General features: G+C 35.9%; 18 protein-coding genes and 1 pseudogene. 5 read left to right on the top strand and 14 right to left on the bottom strand.

What is annotated here, in order from left to right; all coding sequences use genetic code 11:
• Window positions 1-141: 141 nt before the first annotated feature.
• From NMK93_RS07865 to NMK93_RS19710, 5 genes and pseudogenes are all read right to left on the bottom strand, one after another.
• A complete protein-coding gene (locus NMK93_RS07865; RefSeq protein WP_254529270.1) occupies window positions 142-900 on the bottom strand; it encodes a TIGR03915 family putative DNA repair protein in 759 nt (252 codons plus the stop codon).
• Window positions 900-2,153, bottom strand: coding sequence for a putative DNA modification/repair radical SAM protein (locus NMK93_RS07860; RefSeq protein ID WP_093095713.1), 1,254 nt, complete (start codon window positions 2,151-2,153; stop codon window positions 900-902). The genes NMK93_RS07865 and NMK93_RS07860 overlap by 1 nt, the downstream gene beginning before the upstream one ends.
• A gap of 539 nt (window positions 2,154-2,692) precedes the next feature.
• Window positions 2,693-2,995 (bottom strand): hypothetical protein, encoded by a 303-nt coding sequence (locus tag NMK93_RS07855; protein WP_254529447.1) that lies wholly within the window; start codon window positions 2,993-2,995, stop codon window positions 2,693-2,695.
• Window positions 2,996-3,279: 284 nt separating this feature from the next.
• Window positions 3,280-3,579, bottom strand: a complete 300-nt coding sequence (locus NMK93_RS07850; RefSeq protein WP_236736444.1) for a catalase-related domain-containing protein — start codon at window positions 3,577-3,579, stop codon at window positions 3,280-3,282.
• Between the two features lie 16 nt (window positions 3,580-3,595).
• Window positions 3,596-3,805 (bottom strand): annotated as a pseudogene (locus NMK93_RS19710) (catalase); the annotation flags it as partial.
• 130 nt (window positions 3,806-3,935) lie between these two features.
• On the opposite strand from NMK93_RS19710, the gene NMK93_RS07840 reads away from it, so the two are divergent.
• The 3 genes from NMK93_RS07840 (at window position 3,936) to NMK93_RS07830 (ending at window position 7,602) form a co-directional block, all read left to right on the top strand.
• The gene (locus tag NMK93_RS07840; protein WP_185216949.1) at window positions 3,936-4,442 is read left to right on the top strand and encodes a pyridoxamine 5'-phosphate oxidase family protein; all 507 of its coding nucleotides are present in this window, start codon (window positions 3,936-3,938) and stop codon (window positions 4,440-4,442) included.
• Between the two features lie 557 nt (window positions 4,443-4,999).
• Window positions 5,000-7,192, top strand: coding sequence for an ATP-binding protein (locus tag NMK93_RS07835; RefSeq protein WP_093095709.1), 2,193 nt, complete (start codon window positions 5,000-5,002; stop codon window positions 7,190-7,192).
• Between the two features lie 188 nt (window positions 7,193-7,380).
• On the top strand, window positions 7,381-7,602 hold the full coding sequence (locus NMK93_RS07830; protein ID WP_139185420.1) for a hypothetical protein: 222 nt from the start codon (window positions 7,381-7,383) through the stop codon (window positions 7,600-7,602).
• Window positions 7,603-7,958: 356 nt separating this feature from the next.
• On the opposite strand, the gene NMK93_RS07825 is transcribed toward NMK93_RS07830, so the two are convergent.
• The 8 genes from NMK93_RS07825 to NMK93_RS07790 are packed head-to-tail and all read right to left on the bottom strand — an operon-like array spanning window position 7,959 to window position 13,562.
• Window positions 7,959-8,522, bottom strand: a complete 564-nt coding sequence (locus tag NMK93_RS07825; RefSeq protein WP_093097718.1) for a lipocalin family protein — start codon at window positions 8,520-8,522, stop codon at window positions 7,959-7,961.
• On the bottom strand, window positions 8,506-9,207 hold the full coding sequence (locus NMK93_RS07820) for a lycopene cyclase domain-containing protein (RefSeq protein ID WP_093095708.1): 702 nt from the start codon (window positions 9,205-9,207) through the stop codon (window positions 8,506-8,508). The genes NMK93_RS07825 and NMK93_RS07820 overlap by 17 nt, the downstream gene beginning before the upstream one ends.
• On the bottom strand, window positions 9,204-9,662 hold the full coding sequence (locus NMK93_RS07815; RefSeq protein ID WP_185211797.1) for a sterol desaturase family protein: 459 nt from the start codon (window positions 9,660-9,662) through the stop codon (window positions 9,204-9,206). The genes NMK93_RS07820 and NMK93_RS07815 overlap by 4 nt, the downstream gene beginning before the upstream one ends.
• Before the next feature lies 1 nt (window position 9,663).
• Entirely contained in the window at window positions 9,664-10,131 is a 468-nt protein-coding gene (locus NMK93_RS07810) for an SRPBCC family protein (protein WP_093095705.1), read from the bottom strand.
• Window positions 10,132-10,134: 3 nt separating this feature from the next.
• Window positions 10,135-10,593 (bottom strand): hypothetical protein, encoded by a 459-nt coding sequence (locus NMK93_RS07805; protein ID WP_093095703.1) that lies wholly within the window; start codon window positions 10,591-10,593, stop codon window positions 10,135-10,137.
• A complete protein-coding gene (locus tag NMK93_RS07800; protein ID WP_093095702.1) occupies window positions 10,590-11,426 on the bottom strand; it encodes a phytoene/squalene synthase family protein in 837 nt (278 codons plus the stop codon). The genes NMK93_RS07805 and NMK93_RS07800 overlap by 4 nt, the downstream gene beginning before the upstream one ends.
• 4 nt (window positions 11,427-11,430) lie before the next feature.
• Window positions 11,431-12,903 (bottom strand): NAD(P)/FAD-dependent oxidoreductase, encoded by a 1,473-nt coding sequence (locus NMK93_RS07795; RefSeq protein WP_254529267.1) that lies wholly within the window; start codon window positions 12,901-12,903, stop codon window positions 11,431-11,433.
• The gene (locus tag NMK93_RS07790; protein ID WP_185216961.1) at window positions 12,900-13,562 is read right to left on the bottom strand and encodes a MarR family winged helix-turn-helix transcriptional regulator; all 663 of its coding nucleotides are present in this window, start codon (window positions 13,560-13,562) and stop codon (window positions 12,900-12,902) included. Before NMK93_RS07790 ends, NMK93_RS07795 begins: the two co-directional genes overlap by 4 nt.
• 425 nt (window positions 13,563-13,987) lie before the next feature.
• Here NMK93_RS07790 and NMK93_RS07785 point away from each other — a divergent pair, with 425 nt between their 5' ends.
• Both NMK93_RS07785 and NMK93_RS07780 read left to right on the top strand, forming a co-directional pair.
• Window positions 13,988-14,185: a CsbD family protein gene (locus NMK93_RS07785; RefSeq protein WP_093095696.1), complete on the top strand. Its 198-nt coding sequence runs from the start codon at window positions 13,988-13,990 to the stop codon at window positions 14,183-14,185.
• 456 nt (window positions 14,186-14,641) lie between these two features.
• A complete protein-coding gene (locus NMK93_RS07780) occupies window positions 14,642-14,935 on the top strand; it encodes a hypothetical protein (protein ID WP_185216963.1) in 294 nt (97 codons plus the stop codon).
• A gap of 42 nt (window positions 14,936-14,977) precedes the next feature.
• On the opposite strand, the gene NMK93_RS07775 is transcribed toward NMK93_RS07780, so the two are convergent.
• The gene (locus tag NMK93_RS07775) at window positions 14,978-16,993 is read right to left on the bottom strand and encodes a BCCT family transporter (protein WP_254529264.1); all 2,016 of its coding nucleotides are present in this window, start codon (window positions 16,991-16,993) and stop codon (window positions 14,978-14,980) included.
• Window positions 16,994-17,086: the final 93 nt, after the last annotated feature.

Genomic DNA, 17,086 nt, shown 5'->3' with positions numbered 1-17,086 from the left:
AATATTTTAACCTTTACATATTTGAAAAATGAACCAATACAAGCCACAAATCTAGGTTTTGTTCATTACAAGCTTTTGGTGGCAAATTTTCGATAAGTAACCTGAAAAGAAGTTGAAATACCTAGGCATGGAATTGCGCAATTATTGCTTTTCCACTAAATATTTCCAATATCTTTTGGGTACATGTCTCAGGTGTAATTTGATGTTTTTCCTTTCTTCAATATTCGTACTCTTAAAGTAGGTTTTCCATAAATGTTGAAATTCCGTTTCTCTTGAGTCAAGATCCAATTCTAAGGCATATGGATTTTCGATTTCCTGGTTTTCAGAGGTAAGGACTTCGTGAATCTCCCGTCCATCATAATGATATCCGTAATTTCTTCGGATATCATAAATCAACCAATCCTGATCAGAAAACCGATTCTTAAAAAATGGGATTACCAAAGGTAAAACATTGAAATCTGGCTCAATGAGCGCTGTGTAGAGACCATCTGAAGATTTGACGAATCTCACAAATGCCTTCATCCTATGCCTTTCTCGACTTACTTGCTTAATGGTTTTGTGTATCTGCAAAATTTCAGGGTTTCCGTAGTCCCGAATGTCAATTTTACCATACTTAAATAAACGAATGATAGTCCTAAAACCTATTTCCCATGCTCCTTTTTGATCTGCAAGAAAATTATGATAGAAAATATTCAGGTCCTTCTTTCCTATTATCTTTTCGATTCCTTTCAAAATACGGGAAGATTTTTCAGGGACGGTCATAACTTGTCTCTGTTGATTGAAAATATTTGGTTCTATCATGTCCAGCACTTTAGGAGTAACATAAAACTCTTTTCTCTCAAATGCCTCGAATACACAGCATAGGTAACCGTTGAAACTACCATCAAAAACGTAATCCATCAGAACAGGCTTAACTGTGATTCGGAATTCGAGACCCTAGGCTCCGGATGGTGATCCAATAAAGCCTTCTTAATAGCATCTGGATAAATAAATCCCGTATTGACAATCATATCTTGGCAAACCATAAAATATTTGGCCCTGTTAAAGGCTATTCCCATTTTCTTTAATTGATATTCCCGAAGTTTTCCATATTTCCTGGCCTGAACGATTTTATGGGCTGATTGCCTTCCAATCCCAGGAATTCTAATTATCCATTTATATTCCGCAGTATTGACATCAATTGGGAAGAATTGTGGATTCCTCAATGCCCATGAAAGTTTGGGGTCAATTTCCAATTCCAGATGTTGATGGCTATTGTTTAAGATTTCATGAAGAGAAAATCCATAAAACCTCAATAACCAATCAGCTTGGTAAAGTCTATTTTCCCGCACCAATGGCGGAGCTGTGCCAATTTTAGGCAATAGGCTATCATTAGAATTTATTGGGATATATCCTGAGTAATAAACCCGTTTGAGATTGAATTCTTTATAGAACCTGCTGGCGGTTTCCATGACCTGAAGGTCATTTTCTGGAGTGGCGCCAATTACCATTTGTGTACTTTGTCCTGCTGGAACGAAATGAGGAACCTTTTTGAACTTCCTTTTATCTCGCTCAATGGTTTCGATTTCATTCTGAACGATGGATAATGGCTCGATTACAGTTTGATGGTCTTTCTCAGGAGCGACCAATTTCAGGCCTTTTTCCGTGGGTATCTCTAGGTTTACGCTCATACGATCCACATATAACCCTGCTTCTTTTAATAGAGCCTCACTTGCTCCGGGAATTGCTTTCAAATGGATATAGCCGTTGAACCTTTCTTCGCTTCGAAGTTTCCTCACCACCAACATCATTCGTTCCATTGTATAGTCTGCAGATTTAAAAATTCCTGAACTTAAAAACAATCCCTCAATATAGTTTCTCCTATAGAAGTTCATGGTAAGATCCACAACCTCTTTTACCGAAAATGCTGCCCTTTGAACATCATTGCTCCTACGGCTAACGCAAAATGAACAATCATAAATACAATAATTGGTCATTAAAATCTTAAGTAATGAAACGCATCTTCCATCTTCAGTATAGGTATGGCAAATTCCACTGGTAGAGGCATCTCCGATCCCACCATTATTTTTTCGCTTTCCTCCACTGGAACTGCAACTAACATCATATTTTGCCGCATCAGCTAATATTTCCAATTTATCATCAAACCCAAACATTCGCTATATATATTAGTAAGTTGAAACAAAATTACTAATTTTATTAGCGTTAATTAAAGGTAATTTAAATTTTTGTTCAATTTCAAGATATTCATGTTCTCTGGGTAGCAAATGAACAAACTATACATTATTATTTACAAGAAAATAATTTTACTTTCAACAGGGATAATTTAAAATCAGAACTTAGTTAACTGTAGAAAAAAAGTAACAAATCATCCATATTTAGATTTATGACCTATCTAGTTCCGGGAGATGCAATGGTCAATTTACCTTCTATTGTTTTGTTGTTTTAGTTGATAAAGAATTGGCAACTATTGAAAATAGTTTATTCCGATACCAGTAATGTTACTATTACGGAAATCAGTGAGATGTTAGAACAATTGCCCAGAAAAAAACAAATTGAATCTTTGCAAACCTTAAAATCAGAATTGGTTTTCGAAATTTCTTTTAAAGTAATTATATTGAGTAACAGACACAAATCTGGAGAAGCTTTGAGAGTTCAACGGATTTTAAGATGGCGGAAAGATAATTGTAATCTATTATGAAGGGACTTTTCTAGGGTTTTCTCTTTCCCATACCCTATGTTTTTTGAGTGCATTAACAAATGCATCTGTCCAATTTGGATCTGACTCAAATATTACACCTTGATCTTTTTCTATCAAAGATTTTGCTGCTAATTGCTCTGTTCCTTTGGCAAATGCAATTACTTTACTGTGACGGTAACCTTTATTAATAAATTGAAGATAATCTGGATTTTGAGCGAACTTGGATACAGAGTCGCCATTAGGTGTATAAAAACCATCAAAACAAACTGATACATCGGTTAAATAACTATGCTGTATGGGTTCTTCCCCCCCCTTCCTTATATTTCAAATTTCCAACATGCGAAGAAATCAGCACAGCAATAGCTCCATCTTTCTCAAGTCATTTTTTCATTTAATCTACCGATACTTTACTTACACTATCATCAACTAAAATACAATTTTCCGGCTACGGATATTACCCTCTTCACCTTTAATCTTCATACTTAAGAATTCAGACTTTTCAATCTCAGGTTTATTAAGCTTTAATGGATAATTTGGGTGATTTTGCCTTGCAAATTGTAAAGTAAGCGGATCAAGGGATTCTATGGTGTCAATCCTAAGTTTTTCCCAATAGCTTTTGCCAATGTTGGATGAACATGATTTAAATTGGCCAATTCACGCTTTCTGATATCTTCATTATTTACTGTCGAGAGCTCAAAACTAAAAGCATTGATAACATGGTTTTGCTCCTCAGGACTTAAATAATTAAAAAATAATCTAGCTTGAGTAAAGTGTTCTGCAAATGAACTCGACTTTGCTCTTACTTTCTTTACCATCAACCTGTCGTTTTCCTGTTTGGTAAGCTTTTTCCCCTTTAAGCATAGCTTGGTATGGACATCCATTTCCTTGGCTATTTGGAAAATAATTTGTATTACCCTTTAAGATATCCATTCTTGCAAACACATCCTTTTGATTGTTGTGTGTGCCATTTATCGGCCTATTGATGGGCAATTCATGGAAATTTGGACCACCCAGTCTATAGTTCTGAGGATCTATATATGAAAAATTCCTTCCTTGCAAGAGCGGATCATCAGAGAAATCAATTTCTGTAACTACTCTTCCAAGGTCAAAGGCAGCCTGTTATTTTAAATAGCATGAAGAATGCTTAAAATCATTAACAAAAAATTGAATAAAAGTTCTGGTAATTTTTATCTAAACAATTGTGAACTATTAAGTGTTGAACCCAAAAGAACATACTATGGCAGAGAAAATTATTAGAGATCAAGAAGCTCATAAAAAATTAAAATCAATTGTTGATCAAATTGACATCGGTACAATTTGTACATTTACTCCAAATTCACCCTATCCTCATGGTGTCCCTATGAGCAGACAAGAAGTGGATGAAGATGGAAATATATGGTATATCTGTTCTGCAGAAAGTGAAACGCATAAAAATTTAGAAAAGAATGATAAAATTTCAGTGTTTTATGCCGATCCTAAAAATTATAGCTTTTTAAGTATTAATGGCACTGCAACACTAAGTAGAGATCAAGCAAGAATTGACAGATATTGGAATAAGATGATGCAAGGCTGGTTTGAAAAAGGAAAGGAAGATCCAAATATTAGATTAATTAAGGTTACACCCGATGAAGCGCACTATTGGGATTCTGGCTCCAATAAAATCGCAACTTTATTTGGTATGTTGAAAAATGCGATTACAGGAAGTAAGGAAGGTATTGGTGAAGAAGGAGAATTAAAACTCTAAATAACCAAAAAGCCAGGAAAGACAATTTTTCTGGCTTTCAATATTAATCTTTTATTCCCTATTAGCACCGCATCCAGTAAATTTCACTAATCTTCATCTTCTCCCTTCCGATTAACGAGAATAACAAATTTTTGAAATGGTACCCACAACATATCCATTTTAAATAAATAATGCAGTTTCTAAACCGGTTTTATTAATGCTAGAAAATGATATTTTCAATTTTAGTTCCATTCCTAACATAAGATTTGATAACAAAATATGGAAACAACTATTTTTTCCTGAAATCCCACAAACGAAGGCAATAAGAATTATTAGGGCAAAAATTAAATTAATTGCCCGTCTTAAAACCAATAATATTTTTTAATTTGAGAAATATATACACTCCATAAAACCACGTTTCGTATATCATAAACGTTAAAGGAAAGATCAGGGATTGATATTATATTATTTGTCAATATGTTTTAACATATTTTTAAAATTTTTCTGCTTACTTTGTTAGGAACTGATTTTCTTAATTTGCTTTTTAAGAATTTCTACAAACTAATAGATTAACATAAATGGAAAAGATAAATTGTGAGGATGAAAAGATCCAATTTCTAGGTAAGATTCAAGATTTAGGATTTGTAATAATTGTTAATCAATCCTTAAATATTGAAGCAGTTAGCGAAAATATCCAAAAGTACCTGCCAAAAATATCTTCAAAGGATCTTATAGGCAAATCCCTATCCGATGCATTTGTTTTAAATATTGCAGAGAAGGATTTCATACTCAAAACCATTAAAGAAATTGAAAATCGCCCTGATCACAAAAGATGCACAAATTTAATAGCGATTGATGGTAATCCATTCTATTTAAGCATCTCAAATTCCTTGGATGCTATAAACTTGGAATTTGAGATCTCAACCATTCAAAATAATAACATTAGCAATATTATCAACAATAAATTGATAGCCTTGCAAAATGAAGGGCAGGACATCTGGGATGGTTTAACAGAAGTACTTTCACAAAATCTAATGGTAGATAGGGTGATGGTCTATCAATTCAATGAAGATAGTAGTGGAATCGTCATCGCTGAAACTTTAAATAGACCAGAATTACATTCTTATTTGGGGTTGAATTATCCAGAATTTGATATTCCAAGACAGGCACGGGAACTTTATAAAACAAAACACTGCAGATTTATAGTCGATACGGAGGAAGAGGGGTCAGTGATCAGTTCTCTTGATAATAGGGATATCGACCTTCGAAATATTTCTATCAGGAGATTGTCGCCTGTGCATTTACAATATCTAAAAAATGCGGGGTTTCGATCCAGCATTAGTTTTTCCATAATAATCAAGGGAGAACTTTGGGGACTTGTATGTTGCCAACATGAAACACCCAAACATATTGATCTTAGTATTCGCAATTTCTCTTTAATGGCCACTAATTTTGCAGCGAATAAATTTCAACAGTCGGAAGATAGAGAAAGAATTATTTATCTGAAAGAAGTTCAGGAACTTGAACTTCAGCTGAAAGAAAAGGTTTTACTAAAGACCAATATTTTCCCTGAATTAAGGGAATTCTCAAAAACCCTTATACATATCTTGGAAGCGGATGGAATCGCCATTGGATTTGAAGACTCTGTTTTCCTGGAAGGTTTACATCCGGAAAAGGAAACGTTGAGATCTCAAGTCCCCCAACTAAAAGAATTAGCCCAAGATCACATCTTTACAACTCACGCTCTAGATTCTCAGAATCAAATATATGAAGCCTTTGGAAAAACAATTGCCGGTCTAACTTTTGCCAATATTGACCATAAAAAAGACTTCTTTATCATTTGGTTTAGAAAAGAAATCCTGTTAAATAGAGAATGGGCAGGAAAACCTGAAAAATTTTATGAAGAGGATATGCTGACGGGAACCCTCAAACCTTCACCGCGTTCCTCTTTCAATGTTTGGCGCGAACAAGTGAACGGAACCTCCAGAAAATGGAGTTCCAAACACCTTCATTTTATCTTACGTATCAGAGAAATCCTAAGAGACTCGATGTTAAATAAAGCCGCTGAAATTGATTCGCTGAATACCCAGCTGATTGAAATGAACAATGCACTGGATACCTATGCCTATACCATTAGCCATGATTTAAAGAATCCTCTTTCTGCAATAAAAGTTTCAACTGAATTTCTTCAATATCGGCAGGATGTCAATCCTCAGCTCTTAAAGAAAATGACCTCAAATATTCTGGATTCCGTACACATCATTATGAATATGCTTGATAAGATCCATCAATTCTCAAAAGCAAGCTCATTTAATTTTGAAAAAGAAGTGGTAGAACCTGAAAACTTTGTGTATGAAATTATCAATATGAGCAAAAATAGATTCGGGTCCAATAATGTTCATGTGGTCGTTAATAACTTACACCCTGTACTCGGTGAGAAAACTTTGCTTTATCAATTGTTTTTGAACATTATTGGCAATGCTATAAAATATTCATCGAAAGTGGATTCTTCATTGGTCACTGTAGATTCTTTTACTACCGATAATGGCATAATCTATACTGTTTCAGACAATGGAATAGGTATTGAAGAAGAAGAACTAACATCTATTTATGAAATGTTTAAGCGCATGTCTAACTCTTCAGGCTATGAAGGCTCAGGAATTGGAATGTCCATTGTAAAAAGAATAGCTGATAAATTGGGAATTGATATCACCATTAAAAGTAAAATTGGAACCGGAACTTGTGTAAAACTGATGTTCCCTCCCAAATAACTATTGAATTCCAACCTTATTTTGATTAAAGACAAGTCATATATTATTAAATTTATTTAATGAAAATCACCGATTATTTAAAGCAAGAAACTAAAAAATTCCATCAAATTTCCGAAGCATTGGTTATTAATTATATCCGAAATATGAATTCTGAAAAAGATTACACGGATCTATAAAAAAAGTTCTATGTGTTTAACAAAGAGATACATCACTTTACGAATTCACATGTACAACAATTTACGGAGCACTATCCTTTCTTCTTAGGCTTAAAACAAATTGAGAATGATTTTGTCGCCTTAAAATTAGATTTACCTGAGTTGAAGGAAATGAAAATCCTCACGAATCTACATTCTGAACAACAGGCATTATGTTCTCCAAGGATCATCATTGGGAAGACCATATATTGCTAAAATCCTTAACAAACTTGATTTCGTTTCAACCGATCATTATTTTAACGAGACATCAGATATTGCCCCAAAGGATTGGGACCGATTTAAATCAATATTAGATTCCAATATCCCAATAACAAATAGCGATGAAGCTATTTACTGGACAAATTTGACGTTTAAATTTTTGATAGACTTATTTAGGAACAACTAAAAATCATGGTAACTATTAATTACTTGAAAATGATTAAACTTTAGATCTTTGTACAAGAACTATTATTTTTATATAATTTTTGCAATTGAAACATTTTTTTTAAAAAATGAAGTCCTTAAGGTTCAAAAGATTTAGACCTACAGAAATATAGCCATCCCTATAAAATTTATTTCTCATTTAGGAATGGGTTATCGGTCCTATCGTGCTTTACCCAAATCAGTTTAGAGGTGTCATAACCAATCCTTTGCGCACTGTCTAGAAAGCTTTTTTTAATCCCATCGGGTATATCTTTTGTCCTTGATAAAATCCATAAATATTTCAGACTTTTTCCAGCAACCAGCGCATATCGATAATTTTCGTCCAATGCAATGACGTTGTATCCCGAATAAAAAGGGCCGAAGAAACTTACTTTTAATTCAGCAATATGCATATTATCGCTAAATTTTGCTAAACCAATGGCTTTTTTCCATTTCCCCTTCTTGTAGTTGTAACCGCTGTTCAATACCTTAACAGAGCCATCATCGTTCAAGCTGTATTGAGCGGAAACATTGTCCAGATCCTTTTCAAAACTGAAATCAAACCGGGCAATTTCATACCAAGTTCCCAGGTATCGACCCATTTCAAAGTTTTTTACCGCTTCAGCACCTTTGGGAATGGATGAACACGAATTTAGAAACGTAAACAGAACCACAGAAAATGCGATTACCAAAATCCTATTTTTTATGACCATCATTTCTTTTTTTAAATAATTTAAAAAAATAGAGAACCAAAAGGAATTGCGTATATCCATAGACGGCATCCTCAATTGGTATAGTTAATATGCGTACCCCAAGAAAGTCCCGGGGGTTGTAGTTCACTATGGGCGATTCCAATCCGGTTCCTGTCAGTACGCCGTTTACTGGAAGGAAACCCAACATCAAAACCGTAAATACTAGCGATGCTTTTCCAATCCATTCTGCCCGAACAATAAAATGCAGGTAGATTAAGGTTGTTAGGGTAGCGATTGCCGTGATAAGTGTGTATATTTTATCATAATGCAACAATGCCATAACCGAACAGATTACCACACTGATAAAAACAATCAGGTTATTAAACCCAGATAGCCATCCCAACCTAAAGAACTTCTCGAAACAGAAATAGGTAAATATACATGAAAACGGAATACAGATAAAAAAAAGCCATTCCTCGATCGGTAACCCAGCCAGTACTATTCCGAGCGTATAATCGGTATTGAACCACCAAACACCTTTTGCCGTAAACCATATATCCCAAGCGATGAAAGGAATGGCAACAATAATTGCAGATTTTAAAAACTCCCCAAAATGACGATTAAAATAAATTCGTTTATCGTATGAGGCAATGAAACATATGATGACCGTAAAGAACAATATTGCGGAATAGGTATAAGCCATCATTTTTTTCCAGAGTTAAAGTACATTTTAAAATATTTGAATGGAACGAAAAGAAATCCAAAACATTCACCGTCTTCTTTCCCGATATGCCTGTGATGTTGCTTGTGTGCCCTGCGGAGTGCCAAAAAATAGGGATTTTGGGTCTGGGACAGAAATTTTACCCTTTGATGGATAAAAATATCGTGCACAAAAAAATAAGCCATTCCGTACAGCAAAATGCCTAAACCGATATGGAACAGGTAATTGAAATTTTCTACCGACCCGAAATACATCAAAGCAATCGTTGGTATGGAAAATATTACGAAAAAGTAGTCGTTCTTTTCAAAAGCGCCCTCACTGCTGTGGTCGTGATGGTCTCTGTGCAGGAACCAAAGGAAACCGTGCATGACATATTTGTGGATAATCCAGGTTGCCCCTTCCATCAATGTAAATGTGATCATTACGATTAAAAAAGCCATATCAGTTGTTAATTGGGTTAAAGAGTTTTTCTATGGTGTCGCGCCGGAAATCGAAAATATCCGTCAATTTCCTTTTCACTAACAGCAAATGTGCAATCTGTCCTACCAGGCCGAAAGGCAGTTCGTAATCTACCGTATCCTTCATCAAGACCCCATCTTTATTGGGGAAGAATTCATGAAGATGCCTCCAGTACTTATAAGGTCCTTTCTCCTGTAAATCAATAAAACATTTATTGTGTTCAACATGGGTGATTCTTGTCCTCCACTTCAAAGGGATTGTAAGTAACGGAGAAACGATATAATCGATGATCGTACCCTCAGCAATCTCCTCAGCGACATATTCCGACAGCACTGTAAAACCAATACCTTTAGGCGTAATCTTGGAAAGGTTCTTGGGAGAAGAGAAAAAACGCCAGGCTTCTTCGACGTCACAATTCAATTGTTGCTCTCTGTATAGCCGATTTCTCATAAATTAATCTTTTAAAAGTGTCCCTATCATCTTAAGAAGAATCTCCGACCTAATTTGGAGACTGTTTTCCTTAATAAAAGCGGAATCCTCATTTATGTTTGATTTGTACCCTAAAAAGGATGGAGCATTTTTTTGGACAGAAAGCCTGATAAACCTCAATTCAACATTCTCAGGTTCTTTTTTGATCGCTTTCTCGATGTTTTTCTTTCCTTCTCTGAATGTTTTGAGTTTGCTAATCGGACTAAAAACATGATTGGCCCAAATAGTTTGCAATCCACCTAAATATCCCAGATGAGTAGCCGAATTGTTTTTAGATTCCATCAATTCTCCAATCATTCTTTCGCACAATGCCCGGTTTGATACCAACTTGCTGTAATTAGACCTCACATCTTCTACAGCAATTGGACTAAAAATCCTTAAAAAGAATACTGAACTAATGAGCAAACCAGTTATATTCATCATAAAAAAGCCGTTTTATATCGTACATAACTTTTGAACGCCACGTATGCCTTTTCGGCATTGGGAACCCGAATCCTATTATTCAATATCTCTTTGGAGGATCTTCTTTTTATTTTTTGGAACAATGACAAATAGTACCTATAAGCTAAATATACACCGAACCTAGCGGAGCTGGGCAGTTTCTTAATTCCAACAAAAGCAATTCTAAACTCTTCTTCTATTTCCTTTTCAATCCGACATTTCACGCAATTATCAAATATGCGCATATCGATATCTGGAAAATAGGTCCTTCCCAAAACCTGATAATCATCCCTCAAATCCCTTAAAAAATTAACTTTTTGAAAAGCGGAGCCTAATTTCATTGCATAAGGTTCCAGTTCTTTATACCTTTCGGCGTCGCCATCCGTAAAAACTTGCAGGCACATCAACCCGACTACTTCCGCGGAACCAAAAATATATTCTTCATATAGCGCTGAATTGTAGTCTATTTTCCGCAGATCCATTTCCATACTATGCAAAAACTTTTCAATTAGTATTATGTCTATTTTAAAAAGATTTACCGTTTCTTGAAAGGATTGAAGGATTGGATTAAGGGATATCCCCTCGTGAAGTGCAACATAGGTTTCTGTTTTTAACCGGCTCAAGAGCTTCTCTTTATCATATCCATGAAAACTATCCACGATTTCATCGGCTAATCTCACGTACCCATATATGGCATATATTGCAGATCGAATTGAGGGTTTCAGCGACAGGATTCCCAAGGAAAAACTAGTGCTATATTTCTGGGTTGTTATCTTGCTAACCGAGTATGAAAGTTCGTCAAACAGCTGTTTCATGGTTTTATTTTTTTAGTTTGATTATTTCGTTTGCAACAATTCTACCTGAAATTATGGATGGAGGGATCCCAGGTCCGGGAACCGTCAATTGACCTGTGTAGAATAAATTTTTCAATCTTTTGTTTCTTATTTTGGGCTTTAGGACTGCAGTCTGACCTAGCGTATTAGCCAATCCATAGGCATTCCCACCATAGGCATTATAATCCGAAATAAAATCGCTGACACAGTAGCTTCTTTTGTATTCGATCTTTGACCGTAGATCTTGTATCCCTGTATGCCTTTCTATCCTTGAAAGCATGTTGTTCAAATATAGTTCACGTGTAGTTTCTGCATCGTCAATCCCGATTGCCAACGGCATTAGAAGGAATAAGTTCTCTTTGCCCGGGGGAGCTAAAGTACTGTCTGTTTTGGAAGGGCAACAGGAATAAAAGAGAGGCCTCTGTGGCCATTTTTTTTCTTCATATATAGAATCGACATGTTCATCAAGATCATTCTCAAAAAAAAGCGTATGATGTTCGAGGTTGGGAATGCTTTGATCGATCCCTAAATAATAAATCAGACTGGAGGGTGCAAAGGTTCTGTTTTGCCAGAATTCTTCTGAATAATTTCTGTTCTCTTTACTTAATAGGGTTTCTGTATGATGATAATCCGAAGAAGCAATGACAGCATCAAATTCATGGATCTTGCCATTTATGGTTAACGAGGTAACCTTTCCGCTACATGTGTTTATACTTTCAACGGTTTTGTTGAAATGGAAATTAGCACCTTGACTTTCGGCTACTTTTTTCATCGCCAAAACCAATTGATAAAACCCGCCCATCGGATAATAGGTCCCCAAAGCATAACCACCGTAATTCATCAAACTATACAATGCAGGGATATCCTTTGGAGAAGCACCCAGGAAAATTACGGGAAATTCCATCAAGGTCCTTAGCTTTTCACTTTTAAAATATTTAGCAACGTAAGGCCTGAAACCCGTCAACAAATCCAATTTAATCGCACTTTTGACTATCTTGAGAGAGAGGAATTCACTCCAATTGTGACAAGGTTTATTAATAAAATCCTGCATTCCTACTTCATACTTAAACTTTGCCGCTTGCATGAATTTATCCACTTGCATTCCAGCTCCTTTTTCGATTCCTTCAAACAGGACTTTAAGCTCTTCCAGACATTCGGGAATACTAATTTTTCCTTCTGAAAAAACCACTTCAAACTGTGGGTTTAACGATATCAACTCAAAGAAATCAGAAGTTTGACAACCGAAATCAGCAAAAAAACTATCCATAATATCCGGCATCCAGTACCAGCTGGGACCCATATCGAAAACATATCCATCATTGGTTGAAAACTGCCGCGCTCTACCTCCCGGCCGATCATGTTTTTCAAACACGTGAACATCATTACCTGCCTTTGCCAGGTAGGCACTTGCAGATAGTCCCGAGAATCCTGACCCTATAATGGCTATTTTCTTCTTCATCGCCTTTTATCCTTTAAAGCTTCATTCAATAAATATTCTGTTTCAATATTCTTGTAATATATCCGTTGATGGAACTTATTGAGTTTATTGAGCAATTTGATCAGCTCCATTTTTTCGGGATGGTTTAAGTCTCCTGTAACTATTTCGGTCGCTTTCCTGATTCTGTCCATTTGGTTTTCTAAAACATTCAATCCTTTGAAGCTGATTTTTAAAACTTTACTTCTTTTGTCAATTTCAGAATCAGTTTGATTGACCCAACCTTGAGAAATCAGACGATTGATAATTTGCATTCCAGCAGGTTTCTCGTGAACGTTCTTTTTTATCAAATCCATTTTGGTCATTTCACCAAATGCCTTTAGGTTAATCAGGTAAATAAAGTCTTCCTGCGAAGAGAAATCAGAACCGTATATGGCTGATTTGGAATAACTTTTAGCATATCTGTTCATATGGACAATTAAGGTACTAATTACACTTTCTGCACTGCGCCCACTTTCTTTTCCTTCCCAATAAGGCTCGGTCTCCATCTCCTGGCTGTTATATTTGACGTTTATCCATCTTTTAAAACCTTCGATATCATCAGGATATATGTTTTCTAACGAATTTTCTATCTCAAATTCTTCAACTAGATCGATAACACTTTTTAAAATATCGTACTTCATTTTTGTTTTGTTATACAATTATACTAATTTTTATTTACAATAGTATTTTTTTATACTTTTTTAAATTTTGATTTTAAATTTGATAATAACAATATTGCATATCCTTGTTCACCAAACTTAATTAATCCCATCCCAATCAAACCTCTTCGCCTTTCACATCCAAATACGGCTTTGCACCTTAAAATTGGGCACTGTTACCGAATCAGGCGTCGTTTTTTGTCCTTAAATAATATTCTTGATTTTGCAGTGCTTATAAAAATTATGATAAGGGCCCTCATCTTTCAAAATGGAATAAACGTAAACTGAAAAAATTATTATTATTCGTAATCCAAAGTGGAATAAACATTATTTTTTATCTAATTTAATATTTTCGAAAACCTTATTTAATTGGATGTGTTATTTAGTTTATACTAAATTAAATATATATGGATTCTTTAGATTTAAAAGGAAAATGGAACATCCTCAAAGGTAAGGTTAAACAGAAGTATGCAGATTTAACGGATGACGATCTTCTTTATGTTGAAGGAAAAGAAGATGAACTCTATGGAAGGCTGCAGGAAAAAACGGGCAAGACCCGTGAAGAGGTAAGATCATGGTTAAACGATTTGGATAAGGAAGCATAGATAACAGTTTAGAATCTGGGAGCCTAACCTTATCAGTTAGGCTCTCTTCATTAACACTACTTGATTTGGTTCAAGATTTAATAATATTCCTAGATTTCTTAAATCGATATCCTGCCACTAATGACAGATGCTCGAGGGATACATTTTTTCCATAGAATTGGATTTCTTGAAAATTTCAAGAGTAAAATAGATTCTATCGTCAAACGCAAAGGGTAACTACATCATGGAAAATTATTTGAGAGCATTCCTAACGTATTTTTTCGATTAAAATATTTTGTGGTATTAGTGACAGGATATAATTGTACATCTAATAGAATAATTACTGGCACCCTTGTTAATTATAGAAATTTGATGTAAAATTTCATCAATTATCCTGATCAAGATCATTTTTCAATCAGGCCCAGTGCTTTAGCTTTGGGTTTGTTTTTTAAAATGCCCAGTGAACCAATTCAGTTTATGATGAGAAATCAATTTATCTTAGTTTGCCTAAAGTCAATGCTGGATGGTATTTTTGACTATTATGACATCAGCCTAACTAAAGTAGATACTAGACTCCATGCTGAAGAGAGCTGGCCAATAGGAACTGATGTTTATGTACTTTGCGGAATTTATGCCTCGCAGATCTATGTTCAAAGACTCTACATTGTCAGAGAAGCAACCGAAAACATGATCAAATTGCAGATTGAAAAACTAGCTGTTCGATTGAAAACAGAAATATCTAAGTCAAATAATCAACTCTCCCAAGGATAATTGGGAAAAGTTTGCCTTTTCCGGTCAAAGAAAAGGAAATTCCTACCTGATCCTTCTATTGGCATTGCTGCTGATGAACATTTCATTTTTTCCCTCAGAGATTATGGCCACAAATCTTTCATAATGCTTAAGGATATCAGCGATCAGTTCTTCCCTTGTGAAAAATCTCACATCATATCCCTGCCGGGCGTCCCCAAAATATGCCAAAGGAAAGTAGGCCTCCCCTTCCCCACTATCCGTAAGGTTTTCTTCACTCTGGAAATATTCAGGGACTTCCCTGGATTCACGCCTGATGCCGTAGAGGAAATTGTTGACAAGGTCATACTGAATCTCGATCTCTACGAACTTTGGTTCTGAACCCTGGGTAACCTTAGCTTCGACACCATTCTTCATGAATTCTTGCTGTAGCTCATGGATAGCTTCAGCAGCTATTTGGTTGATAAATTCATCTACATCGCTCCGGGCGTCAGCATTTACGATTTGTTTTAGCCGTTCTTTCCAGAATTTCCCCGACCACGGAACAGTCGATACCGAGAACTCTTGTTCGTAATACTTCTTATCGATCGATAGGGCCTTAACAAGGCAAACTATCATCATCAGTATGATTAACGAAAAGGGAAGTGCTGTGATCAGGGTCATGCTCTGCAGTGCCTCCAACCCTCCGGCATTCAATAAAAATAGTGCCAAAACGGCCAACAGCCCGCCCCATCCTGCAATCTGCCATTTAGGGGAAATCTTTGCATTCTTGGTTGCGATGCTGTTCATCACGAACATTCCTGAATCTGCCGAGGTTACAAAAAAAATCATGATGATCCCTATCACCATAAAGCTGATCAATTTGGTTAATGGCAGGTATTCCAAAAACCTGAACATAAGGGAATCTGGATCAGTTGCCAGTGCGCTCAATGCACCTTCCGCAACATGGCTGTCCAGCCATATGGCACTATTGCCGAACACTGACATCCACATAAAATTGAAGATAGAAGGAAGGATAAGCACCGCAGCGATAAATTCGCGAATGGTTCTTCCTTTTGATATCTTGGCGATGAATAGGCCGACAAAAGGGGACCATGAGATCCACCAAGCCCAGTACAGGATTGTCCAATTGTAGAACCATGGCAAGGATTCTTCTTCATAAACATGGGTATTGAACGTTAGGCTGAAGAAATTATTGATGTAATTTCCAATCCCTTCCGTGAAGCTCCCTATCAGATAGACGGTCGGACCAAGAAAGAGCACGAAAACCATCAGCAAAATAACCACCCCTATATTGATGTTACTCAAGATCCTTACCCCTTTATCAACTCCTGTAGTAGCTGAAAAAACTGAAATCGATACCAGGATAACGACAATGAAAACCTGGTAGATGAAATCGGTACTAGGAACGATACCAAGGATCTCCAATCCTGAATTTACCTGGACCACCCCAAAGCCTAGGGTTGTCGTTATGCCAAAGAAAGTACTGCATAGGGCAAAAACATCGATTGCATTGCCCCAATTACCCTGGATCCTATCCTTCAATAATGGATACAGACAACTTCTTAGCGATAGGGGGAGTTTATACCTATAGGCAAAATAGGACAGTGCTAGACCGACAAGCCCATATATTGCCCAGGCGTGGATACCCCAATGGAAAAATGTATAAAGTTGGGCATTTTTAGCCGCATTGACATAACTCTTCTTGGCAAAAATCTCATTGGTATAATGTTGCATGGGTTCTGAAACACTAAAATACATCAAGCCTATTCCCATGCCTGCAGCAAAGAGCATAGATATCCATGAAAAAAATGAATAATCCGGAGAGCTGTCGTTCCTGCCCAGTTTGATGTCGCCAAATTTACTGACCATCAAAAATAAAAGGAAAAGTACAAAAATGGTTACCGACCAGACGTATACCCAATTCAGGTTTACAAAAATAAAGGCCTTAATATCATTTAGGATCTTGTTCACTGCCTCAGGGAAAATAGCTGATGCCAAACATACCCCTACAATAAATATCAAGCTTGGAATGGTGACTCCCATGCTGAGGGATGATCTGAAATTTTTCGTTTTTGACATAGACTGGTTCTATTTTTTAATCAAATTAAATTTATGCCTTTTCAGGCAATATTATCTGTTTTTTTTCTAGATCACACCATTGGTATTTTGACA

It is taken from the genome of Sphingobacterium sp. LZ7M1, from assembly GCF_024296865.1.
GTDB lineage: Bacteria > Bacteroidota > Bacteroidia > Sphingobacteriales > Sphingobacteriaceae > Sphingobacterium.
The sequence above is the reverse complement of the archived record's forward strand: the minus strand, read 5'-3'. Positions and strand labels throughout refer to the sequence as shown.

Excerpts from the sequence above, each read along its gene's own strand:
- NMK93_RS07865 (WP_254529270.1), bottom strand. The coding sequence starts at position 900 with ATGGATTACGTTTTTGATGGTAGTTTCAACGGTTACCTATGCTGTGTA.
- NMK93_RS07795 (WP_254529267.1), bottom strand. The coding sequence starts at position 12,903 with ATGAAGAAGAAAATAGCCATTATAGGGTCAGGATTCTCGGGACTATCT.
- NMK93_RS07860 (WP_093095713.1), bottom strand. The coding sequence starts at position 2,153 with ATGTTTGGGTTTGATGATAAATTGGAAATATTAGCTGATGCGGCAAAA.
- NMK93_RS07850 (WP_236736444.1), bottom strand. The coding sequence starts at position 3,579 with ATGGATGTCCATACCAAGCTATGCTTAAAGGGGAAAAAGCTTACCAAA.
- NMK93_RS07800 (WP_093095702.1), bottom strand. The coding sequence starts at position 11,426 with ATGAAACAGCTGTTTGACGAACTTTCATACTCGGTTAGCAAGATAACA.
- NMK93_RS07820 (WP_093095708.1), bottom strand. The coding sequence starts at position 9,207 with ATGATGGCTTATACCTATTCCGCAATATTGTTCTTTACGGTCATCATA.
- NMK93_RS07780 (WP_185216963.1), top strand. The coding sequence starts at position 14,642 with ATGATGAGAAATCAATTTATCTTAGTTTGCCTAAAGTCAATGCTGGAT.
- NMK93_RS07810 (WP_093095705.1), bottom strand. The coding sequence starts at position 10,131 with ATGAGAAATCGGCTATACAGAGAGCAACAATTGAATTGTGACGTCGAA.
- NMK93_RS07805 (WP_093095703.1), bottom strand. The coding sequence starts at position 10,593 with ATGATGAATATAACTGGTTTGCTCATTAGTTCAGTATTCTTTTTAAGG.
- NMK93_RS07825 (WP_093097718.1), bottom strand. The coding sequence starts at position 8,522 with ATGGTCATAAAAAATAGGATTTTGGTAATCGCATTTTCTGTGGTTCTG.
- NMK93_RS07815 (WP_185211797.1), bottom strand. The coding sequence starts at position 9,662 with ATGGCTTTTTTAATCGTAATGATCACATTTACATTGATGGAAGGGGCA.
- NMK93_RS07785 (WP_093095696.1), top strand. The coding sequence starts at position 13,988 with ATGGATTCTTTAGATTTAAAAGGAAAATGGAACATCCTCAAAGGTAAG.
- NMK93_RS07775 (WP_254529264.1), bottom strand. The coding sequence starts at position 16,993 with ATGTCAAAAACGAAAAATTTCAGATCATCCCTCAGCATGGGAGTCACC.
- NMK93_RS07835 (WP_093095709.1), top strand. The coding sequence starts at position 5,000 with ATGGAAAAGATAAATTGTGAGGATGAAAAGATCCAATTTCTAGGTAAG.
- NMK93_RS07840 (WP_185216949.1), top strand. The coding sequence starts at position 3,936 with ATGGCAGAGAAAATTATTAGAGATCAAGAAGCTCATAAAAAATTAAAA.
- NMK93_RS07790 (WP_185216961.1), bottom strand. The coding sequence starts at position 13,562 with ATGAAGTACGATATTTTAAAAAGTGTTATCGATCTAGTTGAAGAATTT.